17 protein-coding genes and 2 tRNA genes are annotated in these 19,215 nt (G+C 66.4%); 10 read left to right on the forward strand and 9 right to left on the reverse strand.

The window, feature by feature from the left end:
* Positions 1–48: 48 nt before the first annotated feature.
* The gene (locus tag E5673_RS09040) at positions 49–669 is read left to right on the forward strand and encodes a peptidylprolyl isomerase (RefSeq protein ID WP_136189735.1); all 621 of its coding nucleotides are present in this window, start codon (positions 49–51) and stop codon (positions 667–669) included.
* A gap of 235 nt (positions 670–904) precedes the next feature.
* Here the strand turns inward: E5673_RS09040 and E5673_RS09045 are convergent, their stop codons facing one another.
* Positions 905–1,789 (reverse strand): YegS/Rv2252/BmrU family lipid kinase, encoded by an 885-nt coding sequence (locus E5673_RS09045; protein ID WP_136189736.1) that lies wholly within the window; start codon positions 1,787–1,789, stop codon positions 905–907.
* Between the two features lie 92 nt (positions 1,790–1,881).
* On the opposite strand from E5673_RS09045, the gene hemB reads away from it, so the two are divergent.
* The 3 genes from hemB to E5673_RS09060 are packed head-to-tail and all read left to right on the forward strand — an operon-like array spanning position 1,882 to position 5,643.
* On the forward strand, positions 1,882–2,874 hold the full coding sequence (gene hemB, locus E5673_RS09050) for a porphobilinogen synthase (protein ID WP_093399359.1): 993 nt from the start codon (positions 1,882–1,884) through the stop codon (positions 2,872–2,874).
* Positions 2,871–3,410: a GNAT family N-acetyltransferase gene (locus E5673_RS09055; RefSeq protein WP_136189737.1), complete on the forward strand. Its 540-nt coding sequence runs from the start codon at positions 2,871–2,873 to the stop codon at positions 3,408–3,410. The genes hemB and E5673_RS09055 overlap by 4 nt, the downstream gene beginning before the upstream one ends.
* Positions 3,403–5,643: a fused MFS/spermidine synthase gene (locus E5673_RS09060; protein ID WP_247599637.1), complete on the forward strand. Its 2,241-nt coding sequence runs from the start codon at positions 3,403–3,405 to the stop codon at positions 5,641–5,643. Before E5673_RS09055 ends, E5673_RS09060 begins: the two co-directional genes overlap by 8 nt.
* Before the next feature lie 41 nt (positions 5,644–5,684).
* Here the strand turns inward: E5673_RS09060 and E5673_RS09065 are convergent, their stop codons facing one another.
* Positions 5,685–6,194 (reverse strand): hypothetical protein, encoded by a 510-nt coding sequence (locus E5673_RS09065; protein WP_136189738.1) that lies wholly within the window; start codon positions 6,192–6,194, stop codon positions 5,685–5,687.
* Between the two features lie 94 nt (positions 6,195–6,288).
* Between E5673_RS09065 and E5673_RS09070 the strand changes: the two genes are divergently transcribed.
* Positions 6,289–6,365 (forward strand) — tRNA-Arg (locus E5673_RS09070).
* Positions 6,366–6,415: 50 nt separating this feature from the next.
* Positions 6,416–6,492: transfer RNA gene (locus tag E5673_RS09075), tRNA-Arg, on the forward strand.
* A gap of 9 nt (positions 6,493–6,501) precedes the next feature.
* On the opposite strand, the gene E5673_RS09080 is transcribed toward E5673_RS09075, so the two are convergent.
* A complete protein-coding gene (locus E5673_RS09080; protein WP_136189739.1) occupies positions 6,502–7,431 on the reverse strand; it encodes an alpha/beta hydrolase in 930 nt (309 codons plus the stop codon).
* A 117-nt stretch (positions 7,432–7,548) separates the two neighbouring features.
* Here E5673_RS09080 and E5673_RS09085 point away from each other — a divergent pair, with 117 nt between their 5' ends.
* Positions 7,549–8,496 (forward strand): alpha/beta hydrolase, encoded by a 948-nt coding sequence (locus tag E5673_RS09085; protein WP_210731826.1) that lies wholly within the window; start codon positions 7,549–7,551, stop codon positions 8,494–8,496.
* 269 nt (positions 8,497–8,765) lie between these two features.
* Here the strand turns inward: E5673_RS09085 and E5673_RS09090 are convergent, their stop codons facing one another.
* The 5 genes from E5673_RS09090 to yaaA all read right to left on the reverse strand — a co-directional run bounded on the left by E5673_RS09090 (position 8,766) and on the right by yaaA (position 13,864).
* Positions 8,766–9,116: a DUF952 domain-containing protein gene (locus tag E5673_RS09090; RefSeq protein ID WP_136189741.1), complete on the reverse strand. Its 351-nt coding sequence runs from the start codon at positions 9,114–9,116 to the stop codon at positions 8,766–8,768.
* Positions 9,113–11,878 (reverse strand): DNA gyrase subunit A, encoded by a 2,766-nt coding sequence (gene gyrA / locus E5673_RS09095; protein WP_136189742.1) that lies wholly within the window; start codon positions 11,876–11,878, stop codon positions 9,113–9,115. Before gyrA ends, E5673_RS09090 begins: the two co-directional genes overlap by 4 nt.
* Positions 11,879–11,997: 119 nt before the next feature.
* Positions 11,998–12,279, reverse strand: a complete 282-nt coding sequence (locus tag E5673_RS09100; RefSeq protein ID WP_136189743.1) for a hypothetical protein — start codon at positions 12,277–12,279, stop codon at positions 11,998–12,000.
* A gap of 152 nt (positions 12,280–12,431) precedes the next feature.
* Complete coding sequence (locus E5673_RS09105; RefSeq protein ID WP_136189744.1) at positions 12,432–13,118, reverse strand: SDR family NAD(P)-dependent oxidoreductase; 687 nt, start codon at positions 13,116–13,118, stop codon at positions 12,432–12,434.
* Entirely contained in the window at positions 13,115–13,864 is a 750-nt protein-coding gene (yaaA, locus tag E5673_RS09110; RefSeq protein WP_136189745.1) for a peroxide stress protein YaaA, read from the reverse strand. Before yaaA ends, E5673_RS09105 begins: the two co-directional genes overlap by 4 nt.
* A gap of 163 nt (positions 13,865–14,027) precedes the next feature.
* Here yaaA and E5673_RS09115 point away from each other — a divergent pair, with 163 nt between their 5' ends.
* Complete coding sequence (locus tag E5673_RS09115) at positions 14,028–15,320, forward strand: hypothetical protein (RefSeq protein WP_136189746.1); 1,293 nt, start codon at positions 14,028–14,030, stop codon at positions 15,318–15,320.
* A gap of 220 nt (positions 15,321–15,540) precedes the next feature.
* Here E5673_RS09115 and E5673_RS09120 read toward each other — a convergent pair whose 3' ends face one another.
* Positions 15,541–16,008, reverse strand: a complete 468-nt coding sequence (locus E5673_RS09120; protein WP_055880606.1) for an Lrp/AsnC family transcriptional regulator — start codon at positions 16,006–16,008, stop codon at positions 15,541–15,543.
* Between the two features lie 167 nt (positions 16,009–16,175).
* Here E5673_RS09120 and E5673_RS09125 point away from each other — a divergent pair, with 167 nt between their 5' ends.
* Entirely contained in the window at positions 16,176–18,065 is a 1,890-nt protein-coding gene (locus tag E5673_RS09125) for a HAMP domain-containing sensor histidine kinase (protein ID WP_247599638.1), read from the forward strand.
* Positions 18,062–19,045: a polysaccharide deacetylase family protein gene (locus tag E5673_RS09130; protein WP_136189747.1), complete on the forward strand. Its 984-nt coding sequence runs from the start codon at positions 18,062–18,064 to the stop codon at positions 19,043–19,045. The genes E5673_RS09125 and E5673_RS09130 overlap by 4 nt, the downstream gene beginning before the upstream one ends.
* Positions 19,046–19,215: the final 170 nt, after the last annotated feature.

Raw genomic sequence — 19,215 nt, forward strand, 5'->3', positions numbered from 1 at the left:
GTGTCGCGGGGCCGCTGACAGGAGCGGGGCGACGCGGTAGCGTGGCGGATGACCTCCAGATTCGTCACGCTCGCTCTTGCCGTTCTCGGCGCCGTTTCCGTCTCGGCGCAGGAGGCTCCGCTGGCGCCCTCGCCCGCTGTACCGGCGACCGTCTCGATCGTGATGACGACGAGCGAGGGGCCGATCACGCTGGCGCTGGAGAAGGAGCGTGCGCCGCTGACGACCGCTAATTTTCTGCGCTATGTCGACCAGAAGCGGCTCGATGGGGTGACGTTCTACCGCGCGATGAAGCTCGGCGCGGACGCGGGGTTGATCCAGGGCGGGCCGCAGGGCGAGGTGAAACGTCTGCTGCCGCCGGTGAAGCATGAGCCGACCAGCCAGACCGGGCTGTCGCATGTCGACGCGACGATCTCGATGGCAAGGTTTGCGCCGGGGAGCGCGACGGCGGATTTCTTCATTACCGTCGGGCCGGTGTTGTCGCTCGATGCGAACCCCGCGGGGAGCGGGGATACGGCTGGGTTCGCGGCGTTTGGGCATGTGGTGGAGGGGATGGACGTGGTGAAGCGCATTCTTGCTGCGCCGACTTCGCCTACTGCCGGGGTCGGGGTGATGAAGGGGCAGATGATCGCCGCGCCGGTGAAGATTTTGACGGTTCGGCGGGTGAAGTAAGCCCACCTCAGCTTCCACCCCGGCGGAGGCCGGGGCCCAATTGGGGAACGTTGCTAACGTAGGACCGCCAGCAGTTACTCCGGCCTTTCCAATTGGGCCCGGGCCTTCGCCGGGGTGGTGTGAGGATAGGTCACCCCTCCACTAAATTGTCTCCCCGCGAAGGCGGGGACCCAGTCTGGGCTCCCGCCTTCGCTGGAGAACAAGGAGGCGGGTGGTGCCGCCAGTCGAGCGCGCCTCAGGCCGGCGCCATCACCCGGATGATTCCGGCCGCGACCTTCGCCGTTACCGGGGTCTTCGCCAGCACTTCGCCGTCGATCGAGATTGGCAGCGGGGGGATCGTGTTGATCTTCAGGCTCTTGCCCCGAAAGTCCCGCACCTTCTCGTGGCGCGACTCGAGCCGGAATACGCTGGCATACCAGTTCTGCACCAGCCGCCGCTTCACATGCCCCATCACCGCCTGCACGACGATCTCGCCCGAATCGACCGCCGCTGCGTCGACCAGTTCGGTGCCGCCGTGATACGGCCCGTTCGAGATTCGCACCTCGACGACGCGGATCTTCACCGCGGTCGGGTCCTCGCCGACGATCAGCGTGAACGGACGGAAGCGCATGTACTGATACGTCGCCCACGCCAGATAGCCGACCTTGCCGAAGACCTTCTTGAGGCCGTGCGGGACCGTCTCGGCGATCTTCGGGCTGATGCCCATCGCGGCGCAGTTTGCGAAATAATCGCCGTCGATCATGCCGAGATCGATGCGACGTGGCTTGCCGGTCCGGATCACCTCCACCGCGCCCTCGATATTCAGCGGAATGCCGAGCGTGCGCGCGAAACTGTTGGCGGTGCCGAGCGGTAGGACGCCCAGGATTACGTCGTGGCCGACCATCAGGTCGACCAAGCCGCTGACCGTACCGTCGCCGCCGCCGAGGATCAGCAAGTCCGGCTTCTTCGCGAGCGCCCGCAATACCGTCGCCTCCAGGTCCTTCGGATCCTCGACGGCATGCGCGTCGACCTCATAAGGCAGCCCCGACATCGCCGCACACGCGCGCTTGAACAGCTTCTGGCCCTTGCGCGACTTGGCGTTGACGACGAGCGCGGCAGACGTGATCGTATCGTTCGACATAAGGCCCCCAACGCACGGCACGCGGTTTCGCACCCGTAACGCTTCTCCCGTAAAACTTGATCCGTCGCCGCGCATCCCGCAAAGCCCGCCGCATGACCGCAAGCTATCCCGCGCTTCGCCTCCGTCGCACCCGCGCCTCCGCCTGGAGCCGCCGCCTCCATGCCGAGACCGTGCTGACTCCCGCCGACCTGATCTGGCCGCTGTTCGTCACCGAAGGAGCCGGCGTCGAGCAACCGATCGCCAGCCTGCCGGGCGTGTCGCGCTGGTCGGTCGACGGGATCGTCGCGCGTGGCCGCGAGGCGCGCGACCTCGGCATCCCGTGCATCGCCCTGTTCCCGTATACGCAGGTCGAGCGCCGGACCGAGGATGGTCGCGAGGCGCTCAACCCCGACAACCTCATGTGCCAGGCGATCCGTGCGCTGAAGGATGCGGTGCCCGAGGTCGGCGTGCTGACCGACGTCGCGCTCGATCCTTATACGAGCCACGGCCATGACGGGCTGGTCGACGCGGCTGGCTATGTCGTCAACGACACGACCGCCGAGATGCTCGTCGCGCAGGCGCTCAACCAGGCGAACGCGGGCGCCGATATCATCGCGCCGTCGGACATGATGGACGGCCGGATCGGCATGATTCGCAGCGCGCTCGAGGCGGAGTCGCACCACAACGTCCAGATCATGTCTTACGCAGCCAAGTACGCCAGCGCGTTCTACGGGCCGTTCCGCGATGCGGTAGGCTCGCGCGGTCTGCTGAAGGGCGACAAGAAGACGTACCAGATGGACAATGCCAACGCCGAGGAAGCATTGCGCGAGGTCGCGATGGACCTGGCGGAGGGCGCCGACACGGTGATGGTCAAGCCCGGCCTGCCGTATCTCGACATCATCGTCCGCGTCCGCCAGGCGTTCGAAGTGCCGGTGTTCGCGTACCAGGTGTCGGGCGAATACGCGATGATCGAGCACGCCGTCGCAGCGGGTGCGGCGGAGCGCGACGTCATGGTGCTGGAGACGCTGATGTCGTTCAAGCGCGCGGGCTGCTCGGGCGTGCTGACCTACCACGCGGCGCATGCGGCGAAATTGCTCGGCGGATGATCGAGACCGAACGGCTGATCTTGCGCGGCTGGCGTGATGACGATGCCGCCTTGCATCATGCGATGTGCGCCGATCCGGCGGTGATGGCGTATCTCGGGCCGGCGCCGACGCTGGCCGACTCCACCGCGGTGGTGGCGCGCCAGAAGGCGATGTTCGCCGACTATGGCGCGTGCTTCTGGGCGCTCGAACGACGGGATACCGGCGCGTTTATCGGCTGGTGCGGGATCAAGCCCGGCCCGGTCGGTACGCCGATCGACGGGAAACCCGAGATCGGCTGGAGTCTCGTTCAAAGCGAATGGGGGCAGGGCTATGCGCGGGAGGCAGCGGAGGCTTCCCTCGCCTGGGGTTGGCATGAGCTGAACCTTCCGACGGTCTGGGCGATCACCGTCCCTGCAAACACGGGCAGCCGCACACTCATGGAACGGCTCGGGATGACGCGCGTGGTCGACGGCGATTTCGATCACCCGAAGCTCGCCGAAGGTGACCGCCTTCGCCGCCACATCCTCTACCGGATCGACCGTCCCGCCCATGTCTGACACCGATGCGATGGAAGTGCGGCCGCTGATGGCGCGCTGGTGCCGGACGATGTTCGTCGCGACGATCCTGACGGGGTCGTTCCTGTTGTTCCTGGTCCAGCCGATGGTGGCGCGGATGGCGTTGCCGCGGCTGGGCGGGGCGCCCGCGGTCTGGAACTCGGCGATGGTGGTGTACCAGGCGTTGCTGCTCGCGGGCTATGCGTATGCGCATTGGCTCGGGCGGGTGAGGCCGCGGGCGCAGGCGGCGATCCACCTTGGCGTGCTGATCGTTGCGGCGTTGTGGTTGCCGATCGGGTTGATCGCGATGGACCTGCCGGCGGATGCGCTGCCGGCTTTGTGGGTGCCGTGGCTGCTCGGGCTGTCGATCGGGCCGTTGTTCTTCGCGGTCTCCGCGCAGGCGCCTTTGATCCAGCGCTGGTTCAGCGCGGCGAGCGGCGGCGGCGATCCCTATGCGCTGTATGCCGCGTCGAACCTCGGCAGTTTCGCGGGGCTGATCGCGTATCCGTTGCTGGTCGAGCCGCTGATGGCGGTGCACGGCCAGAGCTTGCTGTGGAGCGGCGGGTATCTGCTGCTGATCGTGCTGGTGCTCGCCTGCGCCACGCGCCTGCCCAAGACCGCGGCGGTCGATCACGTTGCGGCGACCAGCGCGCCGCCGGGTGCAAAGCGAATCGCGCATTGGATCGCGCTGGCGCTCGTGCCGTCGGGGATGATGCTAGCGACATCGACCTACATCACGACCGATATCGTCGCGATGCCGCTGCTGTGGGTGATCCCGCTCGGGCTGTATCTGCTGAGCTTCAGCGTGGCGTTTGCGAACGATCGCTGGCTCGCCGACCTGCTCACGCGGATCGCGCCGATCACGATTCTGCTGTTCGGCGGGATCATCATGGGCGGGGTCAACGAGCGGCCGTTCTTCAGCGCGGGAATCGCGCTGGTGTTGCTGTTCATGGTCTCGGTCGCGCTGCACACCACGCTGTATCGCAAGCGGCCGGCGCCCGATCGTCTGACCGGGTTCTATCTCGCGATGTCGGCGGGTGGTGCGCTTGGTGGCGTGTTCGCCGCGCTGGTGGCGCCCGTGGTGTTCGACTGGACGTATGAGTATCCGCTGCTGATCCTCGCGGCGGGCGCGCTGGTGCCGCAAATCTATCTGTTCGGACGATTTCGTGCGCTGTGGATGGGGAAGGGGCCGGCGAGGCATATCGCGCTGCTCGCGATCGTCTGCGCGTTGGTCATCCTTACCGGGTTGCGGATCGGCAATCCCGATGGCGTGTTCGGCGAGGGGCGCCAGGGCCTCGTCTTCCTGGTGATAGCCGCGATCGGATTCGTCGCGATCGGCGCGCGGCGGCCGTACATGGTCGTGCTGGCGGGGGCGCTGGTGCTGTTCGGCGGGTATCGCTCACTCGAGTTCTCGCTCGATCCGGGCGCGCGGGTGCGGAGTTATTTTGGCGTCTATACCGTGCGAGACGAGCCGGGGCCGAACGGCGGCACGCGCGAACTCGATCATGGGACGACGGTGCACGGCATCCAGTTGCGCGGTTCGCCTGAGCGCGAGCGGACGCCGACGACCTATTACGCGGCAGGATCGGGTGTCGGTCAGGCGATGCAAGCCGCGCCCACCTTGTACGGCCCGCAGGCGCGGATCGGTGTAGTCGGGCTCGGGACGGGGACGCTCTCCTGCTATGCGAGACCGGGGCAGCGCTGGCGGTTCTACGAGATCGATCCGGCGGTGGCGCGGATCGCGCGGGATACCGGGCAGTTCACCTATCTATCGCGGTGCCTGTCCAAGTCGGAGATCCGGATGGGCGATGCGCGGATCGCGTTGGCGCATGATACGCCCAACAGTCTCGACCTGCTCGCGCTCGATGCGTTCTCTTCGGATTCGGTGCCGATGCACCTGATGACGCGCGAGGCGTTCGCGACCTATGGCCGGGTGCTGTCGCAGGGCGGCCTGTTGCTGGTGCATATCTCGAACCGGTTCATCGATCTGGAGCCGGTGATCGCGGCGGCGGCGCGCGAGGGCGGGTGGACTGCGGTCGAGCTGAAATACCGCCCGTCGAGCTTGCTGGTCGATCGCGCGTCGGCGTCGGACTGGGTGGCGTTGTCGCGCGATCCGCGTGCGATTGCCGCGTTGCAGTCGGGTGACCCCGCGTGGGCACCGCTCATGCCGCGCAAGGGCTTCACCGCGTGGACCGACGATTATTCGACGATCCTGCCGTTGCTGAAGGGGTTCTAGCCCGCTGATCCTCCCCTTGGCGGGGGAGGATCAGCAACTGATCAAGCGGCGGGGAGGCTTGCCTGGATGCGCGTGATCGTGGCGCCTTGGCGATCGTTTTCCGCCTGTGCCTTGTCGCGGATCGCGGCCAGCGCCGGATAGTCGGCTTGCAGCTTGGCGGCGCGATCGGTAGCTCGCTGCTCGATGTCCGTCACCAGCGCGGACGATTGCGCGCGCCAGTCGTCGAGTCCGGCGAGTGCAGTCTGCGCGGCGAGCCACGCATCGCTGCCGACCGCGCCGCCGCGTGCGGTCCGGGCGAGGGCCTCCGCCTTGGCCGCGTCGCGCGTGAAGCCGGTGGAGATTGTGTCGAGCTTGCCCGATATCGTCCGGATATCGGCGTCGAGCGCGGGATCGGGGGCGGCCACGGCGGTCTTCACCTCGGGCTCGGCGAATCCGAGCTTCTCGACCGGGCGCAGGCCGAGCGACGGGTAGGCGGTGGTATCCTTGCTGCACGCGGACGCCGCGAGCAGGGCGAGGAGCGACAGCGAACGGAGCGGAGCGGCGAGTTTCATGCCCGCCGCTCTATGCGTCCGCGCCGCCTGACACAACTTTATCGCGGCAAACCCTTGCGCCCCGGAAAATGCCTGCTATCAGCGCCCCTCCAGTGCACCCATAGCTCAGCTGGATAGAGCATCAGACTACGAATCTGAGGGTCGGGCGTTCGAATCGCTCTGGGTGCACCAGGATTTTCCGCTTCACGGCGGGCTTGTCGAACCGGTCACGGGACGGCGATGCACCCATAGCTCAGCTGGATAGAGCATCAGACTACGAATCTGAGGGTCGGGCGTTCGAATCGCTCTGGGTGCACCATTTTTCCTGTCATCGGGCGTCGAGCCAGCGGGCGATGCGATCGAGCAGCCGGTCGGTCGCGTCCAGCCTTCCGCCCATCTGCAGGAAGGCGTGGATCATGCCGTCGAACCGGTCGTGGTCGACCGTAACGCCTGCGTCGTGCAGATGCTGGCCATAGGCTTCGCCCTCGTCGCGTAGCGGGTCGTTCTCGCAGGTTACCAGCAGCGTCGGGGGCAGGGCAGTGAAGTCGTCTGCCAGGATGGGTGACGCGTGGCGGTCGGTGCGGTCTGCATCCGAAGCTAGGTACAGGTCGATCTGCCGCTCCAAGGACTTCGCGTCGATGATGTTGCCGTCTTCGCTTTGCCGCGACAGGTAGGTGGCATCGCGGCGCAGGTCGGTGTTGGGGTAGAGCAGGATCTGGCCTTTTAGGTCTGGTTCGCCTTCGGACGCTGCGCGGGAGGCGAGGGCGGTCGCGAGCGTACCGCCTATGCTGTCCCCGGAGACGACGACGCGCGACAGGTCGATATCCAGCGTGTCGGCTTGTGCGACGAGGCCCTGCAGCGCCGTCCAGCTATCGTCGAGTTGCGCGGGGAAGCGGTGTTCGGGCGCCAGGCGATAGGCGGGCGCGGCGACCAGCCAGCCGGTCCGGTTCGCCAGCGCGCGCAACGCCGGATCGTGGCCGTCGATCGACCCGGCGATCGCGCCGCCGCCGTGGATGTGTAGCAGCAGCGGCAACGGACCGGGTTTCGGGCGATAGAGCCGCACGGTCAGCGGTCCGGGCTCGGACGGCAGCATAAGGTGCGTGATCGCGTGCACCGGTTCCGGATCGCCAGAGAAGGTCTTCAGCAGCGCCGTCTGGTAGCGGAAGTCGGCGAGCCACTGCGCGTCGTCCGCGTGCGGATCGGCGTTCGGGGCGAGTGTCTGTATCGTGTCGAGTATCGTTCGAGCCTGTGGATCCACCGGCGCATCTCCTTCGCGGACCGGACGTTCGGTAGCCGTAACGGGTTCCCTGCGCGGGCGGCTGCGACTTTGGACAAAGCCGGGCGTTCAGCGCACAGAGATATCAAGGAGATGGCTATGAAGCGAACGGGTAAGCGATTGATCGGCGGGGCGCTGCTGGCGGCAGTATCGGGGATCGGGCTGTCGCTCTATTCGAGCCGCGTCGCACGGCTTGCCGAGGACCTGGTGCCGGCGGAAGGGCGTTTTCTCGACGTCGCGGGCGCTCGACTGCATTATATCGACGTCGGCAGCGGGCCGGCGATCGTCATGGTCCACGGGCTCGCCGGGCAGTTGCGCAACTTCAGCTATGCGCTCGTCGACCTGCTGAAAGACGACTACCGCGTGATCGTCGTCGATCGGCCGGGGTCGGGCTATTCGACCGCGACGGGGGCGATGCCGGGGATCATCGGGCAGGGCGCGATCATCGCCGACTTCATCCAGAAGCTCGGGCTCGATCGGCCGTTGCTGGTCGGGCATTCGCTGGGCGGTGCGCTCAGCCTCGCGGTCGGGCTCGACCATCCGCATCTGGTTCGCGCGCTCGCCCTGATCGCACCGCTGACGCAGCCGTTGGAGCAGGTGCCGGAGAGCTTCCGCGGGCTCGCTCGGATTCCGTCGGGTGCGCGGCTGGCGTTCGCGCAGGTGCTGGGGACGCCGCTCAGTCGGCTGACCGCGAAGAAGACGTTGGAAGGCGTGTTTGCGCCTGAGGCTGTGCCGGAGGATTTTATAACGCGGGGCGGCGGTGCGTTGTCGGCTCGGCCGATCGCGATCGCGGCGGCGGCTGCGGATCTTGCCGGGGCGAACGACGATGTGACGGCGATGGTCGCGCGGTATGCGGAGATCGGTTTGCCGGTGCGGATATTGTTCGGGCGGCAGGATGCGATTCTTGACCCGGCGTGGAATGGGCACCGGACTGCGGCGATTATTCCGGGGGCTAAGATCGACACGATCGAGGGCGGGCATATGATCCCGATCACTGCGCCGGAGGCTTGTGCGCGGTTTGTAAGGGCTGCGTTTGCGGCTGGGTGAGTTTGCGGCTGGGGTCAGCGTACTCGAGTAAACTATCCACCCCGGCGGAGGCCGGGGTCCAGTTGGAAAGGTCGATGTAACTGAGGACGGCGCTCCATTAGCAACGTTCCCCAACTGGGCCCCGGCCTTCGCCGGGGTGGTATTGGCATAGTCGGCACCGACACACAGCCAATCGAGCGGCAACTCCCGCTCCTTGTTCTCCCGCGAAGGCGAGAGTCCAGACTGGGCTCCCGCCTTCGCGGGAGAACATGCTTGCGTTGGAGTGCCGGTCAGCCCGCGACGGGGAGCTTCACCTTGCCCTTGTCGTCTCGTTCCAACGGGCCGTAGGACAACACGACCTCGAGCAGCAGCGGCCCGCCATAGACGTGCGGGAACAACTGCCCGCCACGCGACTCTTCCCATTTCACGTCGTCGCCGAGCGCTTCGAGATCGATCGCGGCCACGTGCAGGTCCGACTGACCGGCGAAGTGCTTATCGACCGTCTCCGTCAGCTGCTCGGCGGTCGAAAGGTGGATATAGCCGTCGGCCACATCCACCGGCGCACCCACAAAGCTCCCGCTTTCCAGAGTCGCCAGCTGCTCCCCCGTCAGCACCTTGTACGCGATCGGATCGCGGCTCATTCGCCGTCCTCCGGGCCCGCGGCGGTATCCTCGCCGATCGTCGCGCCGGTGTCCGGAGCGACCTCCGGCACGGCATCCGCCAGGTTGATCTCGGCGTCTTCCTCGGTTTCCTCGATCCGCGCCGCCGAGACGACGTGCTCGCCCTTGGCCACGTCGAACAGCTTCACGCCAGCCGAGTTGCGGCTGATGACGCGGAGCGACGCGAGCGTCGTGCGGATCAGTTTGGCCTGGTTGGTCACCAGCATCAGCTGATGGCCCTTCGCCGCGGCAAAGCTCGCCACCACCGGGCCGTTGCGTGCGATGTTGTCGATGTTGGTGATGCCCTGGCCACCGCGACCGGTGCGGCGATAGTCATAGGCGCTCGACAGCTTGCCATAGCCGTTCTCGCAGACCGTCAGGATGAACTGCTCGCGGTCCTTGAGATCGTTGTAGCGGTCGGCACCCATGCCGTGATCGCCCTCGCGCTCGCCCTTCCACGGTGCGAACTTGAGATACGTCTCGCGCTCCTCAGGCGTGGCGCCGACACGGTGCAGGACCGACAGCGAGATGACCTCGTCGTCGCCCTTGAGCGTGACACCGCGCACGCCGGTCGACGTCCGGCTCTGGAACTCGCGGACGTCGTCGCCGGCGAAGCGGATCGCCTTGCCGAGCTTGGTCGCGAGCAGCACGTCGTCATGCTCGCTGAGCAGCGCGACGCCGATCAGCTTGTCCTCCGAGCCCTCTTCGAAGCGCATCGCGATCTTGCCGTTCGACGGTACGTTGGTGAACGCGTCCATCGCGTTGCGGCGGACGAGCCCGCGCTGCGTCGCGAACATCACGTGCAGGCGGCTCCACTCGCTCAGATCCTCCGGCAACGGGAGCACGGTCGAAATCGTCTCGCCCGGCGCCAGCGGCAGCAGGTTGATCATCGGCCGGCCACGCGTGGCGGGGCCGCCCTCGGGCAGGCGCCAGACCTTGTAGCGATAGACCTTGCCGAGGTTCGAGAAGAACAGCACCGGGGTGTGCGTCGAGGTGACGAACAGCTCGGTGACGACGTCCTCGTCCTTCGTCGACATGCCCGCGCGACCCTTGCCGCCACGCGCCTGCGCGCGGAACGTGTCGAGGCTGGTGCGCTTGATATAGCCCTGCATGGTCACCGTGACGACCATGTCTTCGCGCTCGATCAGGTCCTCGTCGTCGATGCCGTTGGCGGCGGCGGCGATCTCGGAGCGGCGCGGGGTGGCGAATTCGTCGCGGATCGCGATCAGCTCGCCGCGCATCACTTCGTACAGTTTCGCGCGGTCGCCGAGGATGTGGAGCAGCTCGCCGATCGTCGCGGCCAGTGCCTTCAGCTCGTCGCCGATCTCGTCGCGGCCCAGCAGCGTAAGGCGGTGCAGGCGGAGATCGAGGATCGCACGGACCTGCGGCTCGGACAGCTTGTAGATGCCCTCCTGCTGCTTGTCCTCGACCGCCTCGACCAGCGCGATGTACGGCGCGATTTCCTCGACCGGCCATTCGCGTGCGAGCAACTTGCCGCGTGCTTCGGCCGGGCTCGACGAGCCGCGGATGATCTTGACGACTTCGTCGAGGTTGGTGACCGCGATGACGAGGCCGAGCAACAGATGCGCGCGCTCTCTAGCCTTGGCGAGTTCGAACTTCGAGCGGCGGGTGATGACCTGCTCGCGGAAGGTGATGAACGCGCCGATGATGTCGCGCAGGTTGAGCAGCTCGGGGCGGCCGCCGCGGATCGCCAGCATGTTGGCGGGGAAGCTCGACTGCGCCGGCGTGTGCCGCCAGAGCTGGTTGAGCACCACGTCAACGGTCGCATCGCGCTTCAGGTCGATGACGATGCGGACGCCCATGCGGCTCGATTCGTCGCGGATGTCGCTGACGCCTTCGATCCGCTTGTCCTTGGCGGCTTCGGCGATCTTCTCGACCAGGCCGTTCTTGCCGGTCTGGAACGGGATCTCGGTCAGGACGATCGAGCGACGGTCGCCCTTGCCCTCCTCGACGATGTGGCGCGAGCGGACGATGATCGAGCCGCGGCCGGTTTCGTAGGCGGACTTGGCGCCCGCGCGGCCGAGGATGATCGCGCCGGTCGGGAAGTCGGGACCGGGTACGATCTCGAACAGTTCTTCCGTCGTGATCGCGCTATTGTCCATGTAGGCGAGGCACGCGGCGATGACTTCGCCGAGATTGTGCGGCGGGATGTTGGTCGCCATGCCGACCGCGATGCCGCCCGCGCCGTTGACCAGCAGGTTCGGGAAGCGCGCCGGCAACACCGAAGGCTCGCGCTCCGAGCCGTCATAGTTGGGCGTGAAGTCGACGGTGTCCTTGTCGAGATCGCCGAGCAACGCGTTCGCCACCTTGCCGAGGCGCGCCTCGGTGTAGCGCATTGCCGCGGGCGGATCGGGATCCATCGAGCCGAAGTTGCCCTGGCCGTCGATCAGCGGCACGCGCATCGACCAGTCCTGGGTCATGCGGGCCAAGGCGTCGTAGATCGAGCTGTCGCCGTGCGGATGGTATTTACCCATCACGTCGCCGACGATGCGCGCGGACTTGCGGTAGGGCTTGCCGGCGACGAAGCCGCTCTCGTGCGCGCCGTACAGGATGCGGCGATGCACGGGCTTGAGGCCGTCGCGGACGTCGGGCAGCGCGCGCGCGACGATGACGCTCATCGCATAGTCGAGGTAGCTCGACTTCATCTCGTCGACGATCGAGATCGTGGCGATGTCGGCGGGCTCGCCGCCCTGGGGTTCGGCGAGTATGGTCTCGTCGGTCAAATCTGAACGCTTTCGGCTTGTTGCGGTATGATGACACACCTTAGCCGAGGGGGGGCACCTTGCTACCCCCGCGCACGCGTACGCACGCGAGGGAGAAGGGTTTCATCGTTAATTACGGGTTATTTGCAGGCGGTCTTGGTCTTGTTGCCGGCAAGCGAGCAATTGTAGGTGACGGACTTGCCGTTCGCGAGTTTGGCGGTGACCATGCGGCCCTTGGCGACGGTCGTGGTGCGCTTGGCGACCTTGGTGTTGCCGGCGGGCGTGGTGGTCTTGGTCGTGGTGGTGTGCGTCGCGACGGTCTTCGGCTTGACGCTGGTCTGCGCTTGGGTCGCGGCGACGGCTGCGGTGCCGGACAGCAGCGTAGCGCCGGCGAGGATCGCGAGGGGGAGGGACTTGATCATGCGGGTATCCTCTCGTTTCGGCCTTGGTGGACGATGCGGAGAGACTGCGCCGGGGGACCTGAACGGACTGTGGCGGGCAGGTGAAATCGGCGTCATGGATCGGGTTACGGACGTCGACGATCCTCCCCCTGGCGGGGGAGGATTGTAGTCCGTTACGGCGTGACCTCGACGCCGTCCCAGGCGAACAGCTTCCCGCTATCCGGCGCGCGCAGGCCGTCGATGACGTCGAGCAACTGCACCGCTGCGCGGTCCGGCTTGAACAGGTTGCCGGGCGTGACGTTGCCCTGGAACGGCTTCGACAGGCCGGTGTCGACCGTCCCCGGATGCAGGCCGACGACGATGCCGCTGGAGTTCCGGCGCTTGTCCTCGATCGAGATCGTCTTGACCAACTGGTTCAGCGCCGCCTTCGACGCACGATAGCCGTACCAGCCGCCAAGCTTGTTATCGCCGATGCTACCTACGCGAGCAGACAGCACGGCAAACACGATCCGCCCCGCCTTCGGCATAGTCGGCAGAAAGTGCTTGGCCACCAGTGCCGGCCCAATCGCATTGATCGCGAAACTGCGCGCCATCCACGCCGGATCGAGCTCGCGCATCGCCTTTTCCGGGCCCTTGTCGCCGTCGTGCAGCAACCCGGTCGCGACGATCACCAGCGCCGGCGAGCCGACCCGTGAAGCCGCTGCCGCAATGCTAGCCTCGTCCTCCAGATCGAGATGCCGATCGCCGCTCTCCGACCGCGCGAACCCGTAGACCTTGTCGAAAGCCCCTTCCTCGATCAGCGCTTCCTCAAGCGCCTTGCCGATCCCACCCGACACACCGATGACGACCGCGCTGCTCACTTGCGTACGAACCGGAACTGCGCGTCGCTGCTGCCCGCCGCGTCATAGGCATAGCCGTCGCTGTCGAACCCCTTGATCCCCTCGATGTCGTCGAAGCGGTGCTCGACCAGCCACCGCGCGACCATGCCGCGGGCTTTCTTCGCGTGGAAGCTGACGAACTTCTGCGCCTCGCCCTCGCGGAAATCGATCGCGACGACGCGTATGGACGAAGGTAATTTCCCTTCCGCCGCCGCCCAATATTCCTGGCTCGCGAGGTTGAGGATCGTCCCAGATCCCTCCGCCTCGACGTCGTCCGCGAGCAGCTTGGCGATCCGGTCGCCCCACCAGTCGGTCAGCTTCGTCTTCCGCGGCGCCCAGCGCGTACCCATTTCCAACCGGTAAGGGCGCATCAGGTCGAGCGGCCGCAACAACCCGTACAAGCCCGACAGCATCCGCACGTGATCCTGCGCGTAATCCACCGCGGCCTCGTCGAGGGTCTTCGCCTCGAGCCCGGTATAGACGTCGCCGGCGAACGCGAACATCGCCGGCCGCTCGGGCAGCGTGTCGAAATCGCGATACCGGTCCGCATTGAGCTTCGCCAGCGCGGGCGAGATATGCATCAGCTCGGACAGCTTCTTCTGCGTCAGGTGCGCGGCGGCATGCGCCAGCGTCTTTGCCTCGTCGGCGAAGCGCGGCGTGGTCGGGTCGAGCTTGGGGAGCGCGCTCTCGTAATTGAGCGTCTTGGCGGGCGATAGGACAGCGATCATCGTCGCGATCTAGCGTTGGCGGGGAGCGCGTTCAATTGACGTTCACCCGCTAATTTGCAGGCAGGGGATCCGGACCGCTTGCTTGAACGTATGCACCACGGACCATATAGCGTCGCGGCGCGCCACTTACGTAAGCGGGCCGACGCAGAGGGAGAGTTTCCGCATGAAGACCATTTCCAAGCTTGCACTGATTGCGGCGTTTGCCACCGGCACGAGCGGCCTCGCGCTGTCGGCGCCTGCGTTCGCCAAGGAGAAGAAGGCCGAAGAGGCACCGGCCATGAAGCTGAGCCCCGAAGTCCAGAAGCCCGGCATTGCCGCGCAGACTGCGCTGACCGCCAAGGATTACGCCGGCGCGCAGACCGCGATCGACCAGATCGATGCCGCCGCCAAGACCGACTATGAAAAGTATATCGGCGCCGCGCTTCGCTATCAGCTCGAGAACGAGAAGCTGGTCGCCGCGCAGACCGCCAACCCGAACGCCCCGATGAACGAGACGACGCTGGCAAAGCCGCTCGACGCGCTGATCGCCAACCCGGCGACGCCGGCTGCCGATCGCGGCAAATACGCATATCGCCGCGGTGCACTCGCGTTCAACGGCAAGCAGTATCCGATCGCGCTCCAGTATTTCGCGAAGGCCAAGGAACTCGGATATACCAACCCGGACCTCGGGTTGCAGATCGTCAAGGCGAAGATGGAAAGCGGCGACGTGACCGGTGCCACCGCCGATCTCGACGCTTCGATCACGCAGATGACCGCGGCGGGCCAGAAGGCTCCCGAGGATTATTATCGCTATGCGATCGCCAAGTCCTACGCCGCCAAGCGCAACGCCGACACAATGGCGTGGCTGAAGAAGTGGATCGCGGCATATCCGTCGGCAAAGAACTGGCGCGACGTGCTGATCCTGTCGGGGATCCAGGCCAACGCGCTGATCCCGCTCGACGAGGCACAGAAGGTCGACGTGTTCCGCCTGATGCGTGCGACCAATTCGCTCGCCGATCAGACCGACTATCTCCAGTATGCCGACAGCGTAAACCGTCGCGGCCTGCCGAGCGAAGCACAGGCGGTGATCAAGGAAGGCCTCGCCGCGGGGAAAATCCCGGCGTCGAACACGATGGCCAAGGGCCTGCTGGCGGACGCGAGCAAGAACATCGCCAACGACGGTCCGTTGTCGGGCCTCGAGAAGCGCGCTGCGGCTGCTCCGAACGGCAAGCTCGCCGCGGGTACGGCCGATGCCTATCTTGGCCAGAACAACTACGCCAAGTCGATCGAGCTGTATCGCTTGGCGCTGACCAAGGGCGGCGTCGATGCCGACGACGTCAACCTGCATATGGGCATCGCACTCGCGCGGTCGGGCGACAAGGCTGGCGCCACGACGGCGTTCTCGGCGGTCAAGGCTTCGCCCAAGGCCGACGTTGCCGGTCTGTGGACGACCTGGCTCGGCGCACCGGCTGCCTAAGCTGCGGCGTCTTGAATAAGGAAACGGGGCGGCAGAAATGCCGCCCCGTTTTCGTTTGCAGGTATGGCTAGCCAATCACGGCGTCCGAACTCCCCTCCCTGAAAGGGAGGGGCAGGGGGTGGGTAGGCCGGCTGGTGTCTCGAAGGTCAGAACCCAGCGGAACCCGACCCACCCCCAACCCCTCCCTTCCAGGGAGGGGCGAAGACTGGAAGTCAGAAGGCTAGTCCACCACCACCGGGATGCCCGACAACGCCTTCGCCGTCCGGATCGTCAGCGACGTCTTTACGCTGGCCACGTTCGGCGCGGGCGTCAGGTGCGTCGTCAGGATTTCCTGGAAGCTCTTCAGGTCGGCGGCGACGATCTTCAGGATGAAGTCGATCTCGCCGTTGAGCATGTGGCATTCGCGGATTTCGGGAATGTCGGCGATGTGATGCTCGAACGCGGCGAGGTCGTGCTCGGCCTGGCTGCGTAGCGACACCATCGCGAACACGGTGATCGGGAAGCCCAGGCGGCTGGCATCGAGATCGGCGTGATAGCCACGAATGGCACCCGCTTCCTCGAGTGCGCGGACACGGCGGAGGCACGGCGGCGCAGTGAGCCCCACCTGGTCGGCCAGGTCGACATTGGTCATCCGACCGTCGGCCTGCAACAGCGACAGGATCTGCCGATCGATCCGGTCAAAACTCATTTCACGCAACTCCTGATGGGCATCGCAAACCAAGCGATTCATTCCTCATAGCGATAAGATTGTTGCGGCGAAACGCAATTGTCCCACAATGCGACGAAGGCCTTTGCTTACCGAAATGGGTTGTTCCTTCGCATCGCCGCGCGCGTTAAGGAATCGGTACGGAGAGCGTGCTAAGCCCGCTGAAGCCGGGGAACGATGTGCGGTTCGACGATAGCCTGAAGACGATCCTTGCCGCCGACATGGCCACCGATTTCGGTGCGCAATCGGCATGGCGGCAGCTGGTCGACCTGATGGGACGTGGTCGTGCGGTCGTCGACGAGCCGGCGATCGCGCGGTTGCGGCTGTTGCGGCAGGCGGTACGGGTCGAGGTCCGTGCCGCGAGTGCGCGGGCGCTGGCGTTTGCCAAGCCCGATGCGCGGCTCGTTGGGTTCTTCGCGGAAGACGTGCTGGCGATCGCCGCACCGGTGTTGCGGACGGCGACGCTGGAGCCGAACGACTGGCTCGCGCTTCTCCCGCGACTGACACCACCCAGTCGATCCGTCCTGCGTCATCGACGTGATCTGCCCGCCGAGGTCCAGCGTGGGTTGCAGAGCTTCGGTCCGACCGACTTCGTGTTGCCGGAACCCGAAGCGCCAGTCGAGATCGAGGTGGCCGAGGCGGAACCGGTTGCGCCCGAGCCCATCGCCCTCGAGCCGGCGCTGAGCAAAAAGGCGCCAGTCCGCGATGAACAGATCGCGAAGCTCTCCGAACCGGCTCCCGCCGACATTCCCGAGCTGTCCCTCTACGCAGCGCCGCTCAGCGAAACCCCGTTCATGGCGCTCGGCGCGGTCGCACGCGGGCTGCCGTTCGTCGCCGAGGCGTTTCGCCACGCCAAGCTAGCCGAAACCGAACCGCCCGTTCCGGCACCCGAGGATGCAGCCCCGGCGGATCGGTTCGAAATTTCTGACCTCGTCGCGCGTATCGAAGCGTTCAATCGCGACCGCACCGTCGATGCTGCTACGCCAGCGCCCGTAGCGGCTGAGATCGAGGGCTTCCGTTTCGAGACCGATGCGCAAGGGATCATCCGGATGGTCGACGGCGTCGCGCGCTCGGCACTGGTCGGCGTGTCGCTCGCCTATGCCGCGCAACAGGGCGAGGCGCATCTCGACGGAGTCGCGGCGGGCGCGTTCCGCCGCCGCTCGCGGTTCAGCGATGCGCGGCTCGAAGTAGGCGGCCTGTCCGATGCGTTCGGATCGTGGCGGCTTTCGGGCGTGCCGGCGTTCGAGCACGCGTCGGGCCGATTCATCGGTTTCCGCGGAACGGGGCGTCGCCCGCGTCGCGACGAGACGGCCGAGCCGGTTCGTGTCTCGTCGCCGGTGTCCGACTCGCTCCGCCAGCTCGTTCACGAACTGCGCACGCCCACCAATGCGATCGCCGGGTTCGCGGAGCTGATCGAGACGCAGTTGCTGGGTCCGGTCTCGCCGACCTACCGCGACCGTGCGACCACGATTCGCACGCAAGCGGGCGACCTGCTCGCGGCGATCGACGATCTCGATACTGCCGCGCGGATCGAAGGGCGTGCGCTCGACCTGCGCCCGACGACGGTGCCGGTTCGTGCGTTGCTCGACCGGGTCGCGCGGGATCTCCAGCCGCTCGCGACGCTGCGTGGTACGAGCCTGGTCGTGGCGATGCCGGCGGGCGACTGCGACATTCGCGGCGACGATCGTGCGGTCGAGCGGTTGATCGGCCGGTTGCTCGCCGCGCTGGTTTCGGCCGGGCGGAAGGGCGAGCAGCTTGGCGTGGTCGTGCGGCCGGTCGTCGAGACGGTGACGATCGAGTTCGACCGACCCGCCGCGCTCGCCGCGCATGCCACCGATGTCCTGCTGAGCATCGATGCCGAACATGAGAGCGACGGCGATGGCGCGCCCTTGCTCGGGACCGGGTTCGCGTTGCGGCTGGCACAGAACCTCGCGGTCGAACTGGGCGGCGTGCTGACGATCGGCGCCGACCGCCTGGCCCTTCAGCTTCCGGCTGCCGATACTGTCGATGCGGAGCGGACCGCCGACGAACAGCGGTGACGTATCGCCCCCCGCGCCCGACCGACGCACAACGCGTGGTATGGCCCGAGGAATTCGGCACGCGCTTCACCGTCTTCGCGGACGTCGAAGAGGAATTCGACTGGAACGCCCCGCTGGATCGCCGCAACCGCGCGACGACCGCGATGGCGGCCTTTCCTGACGCGCATCGCCGGTTCGCCGAACGGGGCGTCGCGCTGGCCTGCATGGTCGATTACCCAGTCGCCACCGATCCGGCAGCCGTCGCGATCTTGTCGCGTGTCGTCGAGGACGGACGGTCGGAGATCGGCACGCAGCTTCATGCCTGGGTCAATCCGCCGTTCCCGGACAGCGCGCCGCCGGGATCGAGTTACGCCGGCAACCTGCCGCGCGCATCGGAGGCCGCCAAGCTCGAAACGCTGACCCGGGCCATCACGACCGCATTCGGCCGCACTCCATGCGCCTATCGCGCCGGACGCTACGGTATCGGTCCGAACAGTTTCGCGCTGCTCGCTAGGCTTGGTTACCGGATCGATAGCTCGGTTCGTCCCGGCTATGATTACAGTGCTGACGGAGGTCCAGATTTCTCGATGGCCGACGCCGGCGCTTATCGCGCGGAGGGGATCGTCGAACTGCCGTTGACGACGGTTTTCACAGGCTATGCCCGGAAGGGCGGCGCGCATCTGTACCGGGCGCTCGGGCGAGTTCCGAAGGGCAGGGGCCTCTTCGCGCGCGTGCACCTGCTGTCCCGGATCGCGCTGACGCCCGAGGACATGCCGATCGCCGATGCTTTGGAGGCTGTCGCGGTGGCGGCTGGTGAAGGTCTGCGGTTGCTGAACCTGTCCTTCCACTCGCCGTCTTTGGTCCCGGGCCACACGCCCTATGTTCGCGACGCGGCGGATTTGAAGCGTTTCCACGACTGGTGGACTGCGATGCTGGACGAGTTCGAGCGGCGTGGGATTCGCAACGCCTCGCTCGACGAGATCATTGCGGCGTTGGGGTAAGGCGTCGATTGTTTCCCCGCGAAGGCGGGGACCCAGACTGGGCTCCCGCCTTCGCGGGAGAACAAGAAACGGCCGCGCCGCTGCGGCTTTGGCGCGCTTTCGTATCTGGCGGGAACATCAACGTTCGACAAGTTCGACCGCCGTGGCATCTGCAATAGCCACGCTGCGCG

The organism is Sphingomonas sp. PAMC26645 (assembly GCF_004795835.1).
Classification (GTDB): Bacteria; Pseudomonadota; Alphaproteobacteria; order Sphingomonadales; family Sphingomonadaceae; genus Sphingomonas.

Coding starts and splice junctions, on each gene's coding strand:
- E5673_RS09040 (WP_136189735.1), top strand. CDS start 49: ATGACCTCCAGATTCGTCACGCTCGCTCTTGCCGTTCTCGGCGCCGTT.
- E5673_RS09045 (WP_136189736.1), bottom strand. CDS start 1,789: ATGTCGAACGATACGATCACGTCTGCCGCGCTCGTCGTCAACGCCAAG.
- hemB (WP_093399359.1), top strand. CDS start 1,882: ATGACCGCAAGCTATCCCGCGCTTCGCCTCCGTCGCACCCGCGCCTCC.
- E5673_RS09055 (WP_136189737.1), top strand. CDS start 2,871: ATGATCGAGACCGAACGGCTGATCTTGCGCGGCTGGCGTGATGACGAT.
- E5673_RS09060 (WP_247599637.1), top strand. CDS start 3,403: ATGTCTGACACCGATGCGATGGAAGTGCGGCCGCTGATGGCGCGCTGG.
- E5673_RS09065 (WP_136189738.1), bottom strand. CDS start 6,194: ATGAAACTCGCCGCTCCGCTCCGTTCGCTGTCGCTCCTCGCCCTGCTC.
- E5673_RS09085 (WP_210731826.1), top strand. CDS start 7,549: ATGAAGCGAACGGGTAAGCGATTGATCGGCGGGGCGCTGCTGGCGGCA.
- E5673_RS09090 (WP_136189741.1), bottom strand. CDS start 9,116: ATGAGCCGCGATCCGATCGCGTACAAGGTGCTGACGGGGGAGCAGCTG.
- E5673_RS09100 (WP_136189743.1), bottom strand. CDS start 12,279: ATGATCAAGTCCCTCCCCCTCGCGATCCTCGCCGGCGCTACGCTGCTG.
- yaaA (WP_136189745.1), bottom strand. CDS start 13,864: ATGATCGCTGTCCTATCGCCCGCCAAGACGCTCAATTACGAGAGCGCG.
- E5673_RS09115 (WP_136189746.1), top strand. CDS start 14,028: ATGAAGACCATTTCCAAGCTTGCACTGATTGCGGCGTTTGCCACCGGC.
- E5673_RS09120 (WP_055880606.1), bottom strand. CDS start 16,008: ATGAGTTTTGACCGGATCGATCGGCAGATCCTGTCGCTGTTGCAGGCC.